A 12,825-nucleotide genomic window follows, 5' to 3' on the forward strand; every position below is an offset into this window, starting at 1 on the left:
AATTCGCGGAGGTAGCAATGCGGTTCATCTTCCACTACCCCGAAACCGGCGGCGTGGACGCGGATGTCCTCGACCCCGGGCCGCTGGGGGAGGTCGCACGCACGGCCGAGCAGGCCGGTTTCGCCGGGTTCTCGCTCAGCGAGCATCCGGCACCGGGCGCCCGCTGGCTGCATGCCGGTGGCCATCAGACCCTGGACCCGTTCGTCTCGCTGGGATACGCGGCGGCACTGACCCAGCGAATCCGGTTGATCACCTATCTCTCGGTGGCGCCCTACCGGAACCCGATGCTGCTCGCCAAAGCGGCGGCCACGCTGGACAAACTGTCGGGCGGCCGGGCCGTGCTCGGGATCGGCACCGGCTATCTGAAGGGGGAATTCCACGCGGTAGGAGTGGATTTCGAGGAGCGCAACACGCTCTTCGACGAAACTCTCGACGTTCTCCCGCTGCACTGGCGAGGTGAGCCGTTCAGCTACACCGGGAAGCATTTCAGTGCTCGCGATGTGCAGGCCCGTCCGATGCCGGTACAGCAACCCATCCCGATCTGGATCGGCGGTAATTCCGCGTTGAGCCGGCGCCGGGTGGCGCGGGCCGCTCACGGCTGGATCCCGATGTCGGGTGGTGCCGAACTCAGCAGCACCGCCCGCACTCCGCAGCTGGGCACGCTCGAGGACCTCGCCCGCAAGATCGCCGATATCCGTTCGGCGGCCGCGGACGGCGGCCGTACCGACCATATCGACCTGGTGTACTCCTACAACCACACCGGACTCACCGGTCCCGGCGTCGATCCGGGCCCGCATCGGGAGGCTTTCGCCGAACTGGCACGGGCCGGGGTCGATTGGATCACCGTCTCCACCCGGGCCGGTGTGCACGACACGCTCGATCCGGCCGTCACCTTCGATTTCCTGATGTCCTTCGGCGCGGACTACATCGAATGAGAGAGGCGGACCGAATGGGCTGGTTCGAGGAACGTGGCGGTCTGGACGGCCGGGTGGCGGTAGTGACCGGGGGAGCCGGAGGGCTGGGCCGAGCGATCGTCACGGATCTGGCCGCCAACGGCGTACATCCGGCCGTCGTGGATCTCGATGCCACCGCGACCGCCGAACTGCGGCAGTCGCTGGCGGACCGGAATGTCGACGCTGTCGTCCACGACGGTGACGCCCGGGACCCGGATGTGCTCGCGGAGCTGTTCGATGCGGCCGATGCGCGGTGGGGGCGGCTCGACATCCTGGTGAACGTGGTGGGCGGCACCTTCCGCGCGCCGTTCACCGACACCCGTCCGAAGGGCTGGGAAGCACTGCTGCGCACCAACCTGACCCATGTGCTGCACGCCTGTCACCTGGCTGTCCCCCGGATGCGCGCCGGCGGTCGCGGCGGCAGCATCATCAACATCACGACCATCGAAGCACATCGTGCCGCGCCGGGGTTCGCGGTGTACGCGGCGGCGAAAGCCGCGGTGGAGCAGTTCGCCCGCACCCTCGCCGTCGAGGTGGCGCCGGACGGGATCAGGGTCAACAACATCGCCCCGGATTTCGTACCCACCCCGAATCTGGACCGGATCGGGACCGGCGACAATGCCATGACCGATCCGGTAGGGGTCGCAGTGGCGATCCCGATGGGCCGCGCCGGCCGGCCGGCCGATATCTCGCACTGCGCGGTATTCCTGGCTTCCGGTCTGTCGTCCTATCTCACCGGTGCCACCCTGCATCCCGACGGAGGTACCCGGGCGTCGGCAGGCTGGTTCAACTGGCCGGAGGAGGGCTGGGCCAATCACGCTCCGCTGCGCGTACTGCGGGCGAGCCAGGAAACCCGGTAGCCGAGGAAGACCTCGGGGTCGGCTGTTGTCCGCGGCTTCCGTTCGAGACTACGGCGCATTCCTGACGAATCCGAGACAGACCACCGAGCTGTCGAAATCGGAGTAGCCGGCGAAGAACTTCTCCGAGGTGCTCTGATATACCTTCATCGGATTGCGCACCGGATCGCCGTTCTCCGAATAGACGCGGTAATCCGCATGATTGGCGTGCCACCAGCTACCGGCCTGTTCGTCGTACAGACCGTAGTCGAAGCTGACATAACCCGGTTTGGCACGGCCGTGGTCGCCCGACATGTCGACCTGACCTGTGGCCGGGTCGGGTGCGAATCGGGCGGCGTCGGGGGTTTCGGTGGCCCGGGTTTCGAATCGGCCCTCTTTGAAAAGGAGATTCCCGTCGCTGTCACGCACCATTTTCTGACCGGACCAGAAGTGTTTCGCATAGATGACCGGCTTCCATTCCGACGGACTGCCGGTCGGCAGCTGGTGGTCGACTCCGCGTAGTCGTGCGAGTTCGGGATCTGCTTTCACCAGGCGCATGAATTCGCCGGTATCCGCCGGTCCGGTCGCCAGGATGTTCTCGAACTTCCGCGAATAGCCGCGCACTTGCTCGAAGGTGCGCATCTCGCCCTCGATCTTTGCCGCGTTCCGGGTGTCCAACATCTCCCGGATATGCCCCTTGGCGAGATTCGACCACGTTTCCCGCGCTTCGGTACGCGCTCGCTCCAGGTTCTTCTCGACCTGGTCGATGTATTGCGCGGCGCTGAGCACCGTCCCGTCCGGGTGCTCGACCGCCCAGTTCATACCGTGTTCTCGCACAAGGTCGTCCGCTCGGGTGCGTAGTCTGCGGAAATTCTTCACGTCCGCGTTGGCGATCTCGCCAGGAGCCAGGACGTTTTCGGCGCTCTGAATCGCCCGGTGCGAAGCCGGGTCGGCGAAGGCGAGGTTCATCGGCGGGATCTGGTCCAGCCTGCGCTGTCCGAGACCCAGCTTGGTGACACCGATACATCCTTGGGCCAGTATCTCGCGTTCTGTGTAGGTCATCGCCCGGCGGTGGTGGCGCTCCCACATCCGGATGTAATCGTCCACGTGGTAGCGGCGTTGATCTTCCGGAAGGCCGTAGCGGTTGACGGTGTGGCGAGGGTCGAGCGGGGGAGCGAGCAGGCGATCCGCGTGCTCTGACCGGTCGGCGGCCCGATATCGATCGATCCCGGTGGTGAGTCCGTGGGCTCTGCCCCGGTACTCCGTGTTCGCGATCGCCCGGACCATGATCTTCGCGTCTACGCCCAATTGTGCGGCCGCGTCGAGAATAGCTCTGCGGACCGACTCGCTCACTCGGAACATTCTGACGGTGGACGGCGGGCCGGGCGAATCGACGGCCGTCCCCGTGCGGTTTGTTTCCGGTGGACGTCGTCGGGTCAGTCGGTCCCGGGGCCGTCCGGTACGCCGCCGCGAGGCTGTGCGGTGAGGATGCGCAGGGCGTTCAGGAAACCGCGGCGGTCGGCGGCGGGGAGCTGTGCCAGTACCTGTTCGGTCTCCCGGGCCTGGATCTCGGCCTGTGCCGCGGCCGCGATCCGCTGGCCCTCCGGCGTCGAACCCAGCAGCCGAGCCCGCCGGTCGGCGGGATCGGGTGTGCGTTCGATGAGGCCGCGGTTCTGCAGGTCGTCGAGTACGGCGATGATCCGGGTCTTGTCCGCGCCGATCTCCTGGGCGAGGACACCCTGACCGCGCGCGGTACCCCGGCTCAGCGCGATCAGCACCGTGTAGGCCCACATGGTCAGCCCGTGGGCTTCGAGGATCGGGCGTTCCAGGGCGATGAGGGTGCGGGTCAGCGGCGCGAGCATCGCCGCGAGATCCGGACGGTCCGTGGTTCCCATGGGTCAGAACCTACCCACTTCCAATTGATACGCATTGACCTACTATAAGCGTGTGTGTACTATTTTGCAGATGACTCCAGATCTCGTAGAACTCGACCGCAGGGCGGTACTCGCCACGGTGACCACCGCCGAACTCGTAACTCCCGAACGACTCACCCTCCCGACCCCGTGCGCGGGATGGCCGGTGGGTAGCCTGCTGGCGCATATGGCGGCACAGCACCGCGGATTCGCCGCCGCCGCCCGGGGCGAAGGCGCCGATCTCGAACGGTGGCGGGAGCGGCCTCCCGGACCGCACACCCCGGCGGAATACGTGGATTCCGCGAAGGAGGTCTTGCGGGCGTTCGCCGAGCCCGATATCGCCGAACGCACGTTCGCTCTGCCGGAGTTCGGCCCGGAGGTGACCGTGCCCGGGCACCAGGCGCTCGGGTTCCACCTCGTCGACTATGTCGTCCACGGCTGGGATCTCGCGCGAGCACTCGGCGTCGGCTACGAACTCGACCCCGACGCCGCCGACCCCGTGCTGCGTATCGCCGAAGCCGTGCCCGACGGTCCGGAACGCGAACAGCCGGGCGCCGCTTTCGCCCATGCGCTGCCGGATCGGGATCCGGGTGTGCCGCTGGACCGGATACTCCGGTTGCTCGGTCGTTCGCCCGCCTGGCCGAAGAGTGAATAGCCGGCGCAGCGTCCGATCGGCGGCGGCCGCGCTGTCCGCGGCACCGGGCCTGATCCGGTCCGGCGCCGGGCTCATACCGCGGCGAGTTCGTCCCGCCAGACCGGGCTGTCGACATAGTGGTTGTCGTACAGTTCGGAACCGGCACGGATGTCCTCGACCGTCGCGGTACCGCGATGAACCCGCTCGAGCAGGCGGTAGTAGTCGAACCGGTGCAGGCCCGGGGTGAAGACCACCAGCAGTTCGGCGTCGGTATCGGCGGCCGGGGCGAACGCGTGGGGGACCGTGGGCGGGACGGTGAGGAAATCACCGCGCTCGAGCCGGACGATCTCCTCGCCCAGCAGTATCCGCACCGAACCGTCCAGCACCAGGAACATCTCGGTGGCGGCAGTGTGGAAGTGGGCGGGCGCGCCCGGCGACCCCTTGCGCAGTGTCGCCTTGTTCGCGGTGAGGGCGCCACCGGTATCGCCGGCGTCGGCGAGCAGGGTGATCAGGCTCAGGCCGCCGTCCTGGACCGTTTCGGCGTCGGCGGAACGGACCAGGACGGGGGCGGCGGTCTGCGCGGAAGCGTTCATCGGAAACTCCGTGGGTGTCGGTGGGCATGGCGCCCGATTTCGTCTGCTGCTGAGTCGACGGAGCAGCATTGCCGGGTGTGACATTCCGCCGTGCACGGGTCAGCGGGTGGGCCCGCCGCCCGGTCGCGGGCTCGTCGCCCGGTCGCGGCCGGGGGTGAGCCGGGTAACCGTGTCAGGGGCTACGTCAGGCCGGTGTCAGGCCGGTATCAGCCGGGCCCGCGACAGTATTCGTATGAGCAGCACAGCGAACAACGTGACCGGCCCCACCACCCTGAACCCCCGGCCGGCGCCCGTCGGCCCCGATCGTCCCGCACTCCAGCGGGCGATCCGAGCGGCCGTCGACTCCGGTCTCACCGGGATGACACTGCGCGTCCACGACGAACGGGGGGAGTGGACCGGGAGCGCCGGAGTGAGTGAATTGGGCGGGGCCACCGCGCCTCCGATCGACGGGCACATCCGAATCGGCAGCAATACCAAGACATTCACCGCGACCCTGGTCCTCGGGCTGGTGGCCGAGAACAGGATCGAACTGGACACCCCGGTGGCCGATTATCTGCCCGAGTTCGGGCTCGACCGGCGGATCACGGTGCGGATGCTGCTGCAGCACACCAGCGGCATCTTCAACTTCACCGGGGAGTACTACCCCGACGGGACTGTCGTGGCGGGTATCGCCTGCACGATTTCGGGGAAGGAATGGGTGGACAACCGGTACCGGACCTATCAGCCCGCGGAACTCGTGCGTTTGGCGCTGTCGAAGCCGCCGCGTTTCGAACCGGGTACCGACTGGAGTTACTCCAACACCAACTACGTCCTGGCCAGACTGCTGATCGAGCGGGTCACCGGTAGCCCGGTCGCGGCGGAGATGCACCGGCTGATCCTGGGCCCGCTCGGACTGACCGGTACCGTCGTGCCGACCGACGAGACCGATATCCCGGAACCGCACGCGCACGCCTACTACCGCTACGACGACGCGGGTGAGCAGAAAACGGTCGATGTCACCCGCCTCAACCCCTCCTGGATCTCCAGCGGCGGTGACATGATCTCGACAACCCGTGATCTGCACACATTCATCTCCGCCCTCAACCGCGGAGACCTGCTGCCGGCCGACCTGCTCGCCGAGATGCGGACCGGGCGCGCGACGGGTATCCCCGGGATGAACTACGGACTCGGCGTGTTCGTCCAGGACCTCGACGGCGGCGGCACCGTCATCACCCACAACGGCGGCGCGGCGGGGCACGCGGCATTGATGTTCAGCACACCCGACGGCCGCACCACGCTGACCGCTTCGCTGAATTATGTGGACGACGCCGCGCTGTCGTTGTCGCTCGCCTTCCAGCAAGCCACGCAACGGCTGGTCGCGGAGGTGTTCGGTGGCGGGCAGCCCGACGCCGGCCGGTCACCGAGCTGAGCCGGTACCCGCCTACCCCGGCCTAAGGCCGGGGTAGGGAGCACTGCCGTGCGTCTTTCACGCCGGCTCGACGGCCGCGCGGATGGCCGGATCGAGGAGGCCGAGATCGCTTCCCAGTTGTCCGGCGAGGTCCCGGGCCACCGCGACGTCCTTGCGCAGGAAATCGCCGACCGATTCCGCGAAGGCGGCGACCGAACCCTTCGCCGCCACGCTCAGCACCGCCCGGCTCGAACTGCTGGCGTGCGGGAGCGCCGACAGCACTTCGGCCTCGGTCAGCCCGAGCTGTCCGGCCAGCCGGACGGCCTCGGTGACCAGGCCGATCTGGGCGGCGAACAGCGAGTTGTTGACCAGTTTCACCCGCTGGCCGTTACCCAGTTCGCCGACGGCCAGAACGGGATCGGCGTAGGCGGCCAGGACGGGCCGGGCCAGCGCGGTCGCCGCGGCGGAACCGCCGAGGAAGACGGTGAGTGTCCCGTCGGCGATATTGTGCGGGCCCCCGCTCACCGGCGCGTCGACCACATGGCGCCGGGCGGCGGCCGGAGCGGCGGCGATCGTGGTCGCGGTATCGGGACTGCCGGTGGTGTGCAGGATGAGCACCGACCCGGCCGGCATGGCCTCGAGTAATCCGCCGTCCAGGCAGATCTCGCGGACCTGCTGGTCGGTGAACACGCAGATCACCACCGCCTCGGCGTGGTGCCCGGCTTCGGTGACCGAACCCAGTGCGGTGGCTCCGGTACCGGCGATCGCCGCGCGGGCCTCGGGGTTGCGCCCGACCGCGCGGACGGTGTGCCCGGTGGCCGTCAGGCGCCGGATCATGGGGATTCCCATCCGGCCTGCGCCGATGAATCCGATACGCACTCGGTTCTCCTTCGATCACGGGAACGCGCCGGCCCGCCGGCCGGTGCGGTGTGGCCCGGGTGGTTCAGCGGGGGCGGCCCATCAGGCCGAGCGTGGCGTCCGCGGTGTCGAGGACGACTCCGGGCGTGATATCGGCCGCGGCCGCGAGTTCGCTGATCAGCCGGACATCTTTGCGCAGTAGATCCCCGGCATGCGTGGCGATCTGGTCGAGCGTCCCGCCGCCGGCGAGGATCCGCCCGAGCGCGAAACTGTTGCCGCTGCCGTTGCCGATCACCTCACCGAGGCGTTCGGGGCTCACACCGAGCCGGGCACCGAGTTCCAGGGTGCTGACCGCGGTGGACATATGCGCGGTGAACAGGAGGTTGTTCAGGAGTTTGGTGGTCTGCCCGGCGCCGACCCCGCCCAGGTGCACCACCGGGTTCGCATACGACCCGAACACCGGAAGGCAGCGCGCCAGGGTGTCCTCGTCACCACCGGCCATCACCAGCAGCCGCCCGGCCGCGACGGCGGGCGCTCCGCCGCTGACCGGAGCGTCGATGAGTGAAACATTCTGGGCAGCGGCCGTTTCGGCGAGCTCGCGGCAGGTGTCGGGATGCACCGTGCTGTGGATCGCGATCACCGGCGGCTCCGCGCGTCCGGCCGCGGTGGCGGCGAACCCGGCCAGGACACCGTCCGCGCGTTCGAGGACCTCCCGCACATCGGCGTCGCCGACCACACACAGGCAGACCAGATCGCTGTCGGCGGCCAGCTCGGCCGGGCTCGCGGCGACCTTCGCCGCGGTATCGGCGTACGGCTCGGTGGTGGCGGCGCGGCGCGCCCACAGCGTGGTCGGGTATCCGGCCTCGATGATGCGGCGGGCCATGGGACCGCCCTGACTTCCCAATCCGATGAATCCGACGCGCATCAGATGTTCCTCTCTACGCACAGCTCAGGAATCGGCGTCCGCCGACACCGGTTTCGGAGCCGGGGGCCGCCAGAAGACCGCCAGCAGGCCGGCGGTGGCCAGGACACCGACGCCGAGCGCGATCGCGCCGCCGCCCCAGCCGGTGATCTCGATCCCGGCGGCATGGTCCACGGACAGCCATCCGGGCCCGAGGATGCCGATCGCCAGCGAGACGACCGCGAGCACCAGAACGTATTCGTAGCCGTCCTCGAAAACGAAGAAGCCGTTCTTCCGGTGGGCCAGCAACGCGGCCACCAGCATCACCGAGATGACCGCAGCGGCTGCCAGCGGAGTGAGCAGCCCGACGATCAGCAGTGCCCCCGCACCGATTTCGGTGATCACGCTCAACCAGGCCTGCAATACGCCGTTGCGCAAGCCCAGACCGCTGAACCAGCCGGCGGTGCCGGCGATCTTGCCACCGCCGATCCAGTGGTTGACCCCGTGGGCGATCATGGTGGCGCCGACGACCAGCCGGAGCAGCAGTAGCGCGATATCGGTGATGTCCATTCGGTTACCTTTCCGGCCGCGCCACGGCGCCGCCGTCGAATTGCCGGGTGGGCGCGGAGAACTCTCCGGTCCTGCGGGCGATGATGCACTCCTCGGCGAAGGCCAGCACGTCGAGGTGGTAGGCCGGGGCGGTGCGGCCGAGGCTGACATTGTGACCGGTGCCGGGCATCCGGTTCACCACGACGCGTGGAGATCCGGTGAACAGCCCGCCGACCGCGACCATTTCCGCGGCGTCGTTACGCCAGACCCGCTCGAACTCACCCAGGCTGTACCGCACGGGTACCCGGATATCGGGTGCGAGCCCGAGGAACTCCCGCGCGGCCCAGTCGTGCAGCGTCCGCGACTCCAGATACGAGCCCTGCGCGGACACGCTGCTGCCGCCGAGGACATCCGCCGGGTACAGCCGGGCGGGTTCCCAGAGTAGTCGTCCCACGCCCCGGGGCCGCCGGCCCGCCACCCGGTCCGGGCCCCAGAGGAGGTCGTGGGCGGCCTGCTGATGGGTGCGGCCGGTGCCGGCCAGTTCGAGTCCGAGCAGTCCGGTACCGCGTTCGGCTGCGGCTACCCGGACCGCGAGTTCGCAGCCCGCCGAATGCGCGAGCAGGAATATCCCCGCGCCGCGCGGCGATCCGTCCAGCAGCGCGTCGACCGCGCCGTAGATCAGTTCCACCCGGCGCTCGGGAAGATCCAGGAGGTCGGCGTAGGGGGCTGAACTCCGGAAACCGGGCCGGTCCAGTGCGAGCACGGTGTATCCGAGCCGCTGCCCGGTCCGTAGCAGTGAGTGTTCGGGATGCCCGGGGCAGTCGAAGTAGCGGGAGTCGACCGCCCCGCCGTGCAGGGCGACCACGACCGCTCGGGGATCGGCCGCCTCGGCCAGCAGACCGGACACCGGGATCCCGTCGACTTCGGGAACTTCGGCCACAACCGGCAGCGGTGCGGCGGAATCGGCCGGAACCGGATCGGATTCGATGAGGGTCACCACGCACCCCGGACGGTGGGCGCCATCAGGATTCGCTCCGCAACAGCACGGCGCCGCCCGGGGTGAGCCCACCGCTGGACACCACCGCGACTTTGGCGTCGGTCACCTGACGCTCCCCGGCAGCGCCGCGCAACTGGAGGATCGCCTCGTGCATCAGACCCATTCCGTGGGTGCGGCCGTGCGAGAGCTGCCCGCCGTGGGTGTTCAGCGGCAGGATACCGTCGCGAGCGATATTGCGGCCCCCGTCCAGGAAATCCTTGGCCTCACCGATTTTGCAGAAGCCGAGCGCCTCGATCCAGGACAGGCAGTTGATAGTGAATCCGTCGTACAGTTCGGCGACGTCCACATCGTCGGGACGCAGATCGGTGCGCGTCCACAGATGTGCGGCCGGACCCAGGACCTGCGGTTCGTGGGTGAGTGTGCTCTGATCCCATTCGATCCGCTCGACGATCTGAGTGCCCACGGCCTCCACCCGGACAGTGGGTACCGGCAGATCGGCGGCGGCCTCGCGGGCCGAGACGATCACCGCGACCGCGCCGTCGCACGGGACATCGCAGTCGTATAGACCGAACGGTGTCGTGATCGGGCGGGCGTTCAGGTAGTCGTCCATGGTCATCGGATCGCGATACACCGCGCTCGGATTCAGCGCGGCGTTCGCGCGCTGGTTCAAGGCGATCCAGCCGAGGGTTTCGCGGGTGGTCCCGTACTCGTGGAAATGCCGTTGTGCCTTCTGCGCCAGCGTGTGCGCGGCAGACGTGGAACCGAACGGATGCAGCCAGCTCGCCGTGCGACCGCCGCCGGAAGCGGGGATCGTGCCCCGTTTCACCAGCTCGTTGAAGGTGGCCTCCCAGACCGTGCGGAAGCAGAGCACATGGGTGGCGAGCCCGGCGTGCACCGCGAGCATGGCCGCGATCACCGACCCGCCCGGCCCGAAGGTTTCGATACCGCCGTTGTGCCAGGTGGGACGGATACCGAGGGCGGATTCCAGTGCGGTGACCCCGCCCTCGCCGAAGCCGCCGAGATTCCCGCCGCCCGGATACGACGACAGGCCGTCGATATCGTCGAGGGTCAGGCCCGCGTCGTCGATCGCCTGCCGGCAGGCATCGACGGTGAGCTCCAGCGGCGGGCGCATGAGCCGCCGGCCGATCTGCGACATGCCGATCCCGGTGAGCGCGACACTGTCCTCGAACTTGGTGCCGGGCCGCCGCGGGGGCACGTGCTGGGCGAACTGGTCCGGGGGTATCTCGTCCACCGGCAGCGGCGCCGGATCCGATTGTCGCGCGGCGGGCCGGAACAGTGGCAGCCACACATCGTCGTCCTGCTGGAACACTACCTCCAGCCGCATTCCCAGGGTGAGTTCACCGGGATCGCAGCCGATGATATTGGTGGTCAGGCGGACCCGAGGATCGTCTTCCAGGGCTACCGTTGCCACCACGTACGGTGGCGGGAGACCGGGTAGCCCGAAGCGGTGGTTGACGGTGAACGACGCGAGTGTCGCGGTACCCGAGACGATCCGGGGCGCCAGCTCACGCCCCCGGCAGTAGCGGCAGATCGGTTGCGGCGGATGGATCAATGCCGAACACGACCGGCATTGCTGGACGCGGAGGTTGCCGTCGGCACCCGAGGTCCAGAAGAACTCGGTGTCCAGGGACAGCAGCGGCAGCGGTCGCCCCGAACGGGGTGCCGGATCGTCGCCGGTCGTCGATGACATAGCGCCTCCTCGTGGCGTCGGTTGCCGGATCCGGTGCCGCCGCCGACGGCTCGGTCCAGTGCTCCACGCTCGCGGCGGGTGCCCGGTCGGCGCCCACCGCGAGTCGAAATCTGTGGTGCTGTCGAAGTTGTACCGCGTCAGATCTGTGCCGAGCCTTTGCGGACGGTCACCGGTTCGGCCAGCCGCTGTTCGGTACAGACGGTTTGCAGTTTCTCGAGTGTTTCGGTGAGTCCCGGTCCCAGCGGTTCACCCGGGGTGAAGGTGGCCGGTAGATGCCGCATCCCCTGGATCACCGCGATGGTCTCGTAGTGCACGGCCTCCTCCGGGATACACCGGAAGTCGGGTAGCCGGTCCAGCACCGCGACCAGCATCCGTTTGTACACCGCGCGGGCCACGTTCGACCCGATGCACCGGTGGATTCCCAGTCCGAAACTGAAGTGACGGTTACCCTTACGGTCCATCACGACCGTATCGGGATCCTCGAACACCGCCGGGTCACGGTTGGCCATGGCCCAGGACAACCAGAGTCGTTCCCCCTCGGCGAAACGGGCACCGGCCAGTTCGACATCGGAGTTCACGGTGCGGCCGTCACCGGGCGCCGGGGTGAAGTAGCGAAGGAACTCCTCGGTCGCCGAATCCAGTAGTTGATCGCGTTCCCGGCGCAGGGTTTCGCGCTCCTGCGGATGTTCGGACAACCACTCCAGGGAATGCGCGGTCAGTGCGGTGGTGGTGTCGAAACCGCCGCCGATGAGCAGGCCGAGCATGCCGAGGATCTCGATATCGGAGAGGGGTTCGCCGCCGAGGGTCGCTTCGGTGGCGAGGGCGTGGATGAGCCCGGGCCGGGGGTTCTCCCGGATCTCGGTGAGATTGGTGTAGAGATCGAGTCCCATTTCCTGGTGCAACCGGTGCACCCGCTCGTATTCCGGGGAGTCGGGCGGGGTGTACACGGTGGCGTGCGCGGGTTCGCTGTAGACCGCCCAGTTGCCCAGCGGTATGCCCAGCATCGCCAGGGTCAGTACTGCGGGCACGATATTGGCCAGGTCGTCCACGAAATCGATCCGCCCCGTCGCGATCTTCTCGTCGAGGGCGGCGCGGACGAGTTCGTCGACGAACGGGATCCACCGCTGGACGGCCGCCGGGGAGAGGTACGGGTTGAGCACCGCGCGGAGCTCGCGGTGCTCGGGGTCGTCCATCTCCAGGATGCCGTTGCGGATGGAGGCCTGGTCGGTGGAGGGGATGGTGATGCCCTGGTATCCGCGCCGCACGCCCTCGACGTCACGGTCGTTGGAAACGTAGGGGCACCGGGCGAGTTCGAAGACCTCCCGGTTGCCTGCCGCCACCCAGTAACCGTCGTGCCGGTCGGTCCAGGCGATGGGGCAGTGCTGATGCATATGCTCGGTGATCGATTGGAACGATTCCCGGTAGGCGGGTCCGTAGCGGTCGAAATCGAGCCGGGGTTGCAGGCGGTCGGTGGATTCGGCGGCGGACATGGG

At 68.3% G+C, this 12,825-nt stretch carries 13 protein-coding genes; 4 read left to right on the top strand and 9 right to left on the bottom strand.

Going from position 1 to position 12,825, the window contains the following annotated elements:
• The first annotated feature begins 17 nt into the window (after positions 1–17).
• The gene (locus ACWCPQ_RS11090; RefSeq protein WP_449897145.1) at positions 18–935 is read left to right on the top strand and encodes an LLM class F420-dependent oxidoreductase; all 918 of its coding nucleotides are present in this window, start codon (positions 18–20) and stop codon (positions 933–935) included.
• Entirely contained in the window at positions 932–1,813 is an 882-nt protein-coding gene (locus ACWCPQ_RS11095; protein ID WP_449897147.1) for an SDR family NAD(P)-dependent oxidoreductase, read from the top strand. Before ACWCPQ_RS11090 ends, ACWCPQ_RS11095 begins: the two co-directional genes overlap by 4 nt.
• 48 nt (positions 1,814–1,861) lie before the next feature.
• Here ACWCPQ_RS11095 and ACWCPQ_RS11100 read toward each other — a convergent pair whose 3' ends face one another.
• The gene (locus ACWCPQ_RS11100; RefSeq protein ID WP_449897149.1) at positions 1,862–3,142 is read right to left on the bottom strand and encodes a hypothetical protein; all 1,281 of its coding nucleotides are present in this window, start codon (positions 3,140–3,142) and stop codon (positions 1,862–1,864) included.
• Positions 3,143–3,225: 83 nt separating this feature from the next.
• Positions 3,226–3,684, bottom strand: a complete 459-nt coding sequence (locus tag ACWCPQ_RS11105) for a MarR family winged helix-turn-helix transcriptional regulator (RefSeq protein ID WP_449897150.1) — start codon at positions 3,682–3,684, stop codon at positions 3,226–3,228.
• A gap of 70 nt (positions 3,685–3,754) precedes the next feature.
• Here ACWCPQ_RS11105 and ACWCPQ_RS11110 point away from each other — a divergent pair, with 70 nt between their 5' ends.
• Positions 3,755–4,357, top strand: coding sequence for a TIGR03086 family metal-binding protein (locus ACWCPQ_RS11110; protein ID WP_449897152.1), 603 nt, complete (start codon positions 3,755–3,757; stop codon positions 4,355–4,357).
• Between the two features lie 71 nt (positions 4,358–4,428).
• Here ACWCPQ_RS11110 and ACWCPQ_RS11115 read toward each other — a convergent pair whose 3' ends face one another.
• Positions 4,429–4,929, bottom strand: a complete 501-nt coding sequence (locus tag ACWCPQ_RS11115) for a cupin domain-containing protein (RefSeq protein ID WP_449897154.1) — start codon at positions 4,927–4,929, stop codon at positions 4,429–4,431.
• Between the two features lie 232 nt (positions 4,930–5,161).
• Here ACWCPQ_RS11115 and ACWCPQ_RS11120 point away from each other — a divergent pair, with 232 nt between their 5' ends.
• Positions 5,162–6,337 carry a serine hydrolase domain-containing protein gene (locus ACWCPQ_RS11120; RefSeq protein ID WP_449897156.1) on the top strand — a complete coding sequence of 392 codons (1,176 nt, stop codon included), beginning with the start codon at positions 5,162–5,164 and terminating at the stop codon, positions 6,335–6,337.
• Between the two features lie 57 nt (positions 6,338–6,394).
• Here the strand turns inward: ACWCPQ_RS11120 and ACWCPQ_RS11125 are convergent, their stop codons facing one another.
• From ACWCPQ_RS11125 to ACWCPQ_RS11150, 6 genes are all read right to left on the bottom strand, one after another.
• Positions 6,395–7,195 carry an NAD(P)-dependent oxidoreductase gene (locus tag ACWCPQ_RS11125; protein ID WP_449897158.1) on the bottom strand — a complete coding sequence of 267 codons (801 nt, stop codon included), beginning with the start codon at positions 7,193–7,195 and terminating at the stop codon, positions 6,395–6,397.
• A gap of 64 nt (positions 7,196–7,259) precedes the next feature.
• Positions 7,260–8,099, bottom strand: coding sequence for an NAD(P)-dependent oxidoreductase (locus tag ACWCPQ_RS11130; RefSeq protein WP_449897160.1), 840 nt, complete (start codon positions 8,097–8,099; stop codon positions 7,260–7,262).
• A gap of 24 nt (positions 8,100–8,123) precedes the next feature.
• Positions 8,124–8,645, bottom strand: coding sequence for a DoxX family protein (locus ACWCPQ_RS11135; protein WP_449897161.1), 522 nt, complete (start codon positions 8,643–8,645; stop codon positions 8,124–8,126).
• 4 nt (positions 8,646–8,649) lie between these two features.
• Positions 8,650–9,621: an alpha/beta hydrolase gene (locus ACWCPQ_RS11140; protein ID WP_449897163.1), complete on the bottom strand. Its 972-nt coding sequence runs from the start codon at positions 9,619–9,621 to the stop codon at positions 8,650–8,652.
• A 25-nt stretch (positions 9,622–9,646) separates the two neighbouring features.
• Positions 9,647–11,332: a thiolase C-terminal domain-containing protein gene (locus ACWCPQ_RS11145; protein WP_449897165.1), complete on the bottom strand. Its 1,686-nt coding sequence runs from the start codon at positions 11,330–11,332 to the stop codon at positions 9,647–9,649.
• A 137-nt stretch (positions 11,333–11,469) separates the two neighbouring features.
• Positions 11,470–12,822 (bottom strand): cytochrome P450, encoded by a 1,353-nt coding sequence (locus ACWCPQ_RS11150; protein WP_449897167.1) that lies wholly within the window; start codon positions 12,820–12,822, stop codon positions 11,470–11,472.
• Positions 12,823–12,825 lie beyond the last annotated feature (3 nt).

It is taken from the genome of Nocardia sp. NPDC001965, assembly GCF_053594175.1.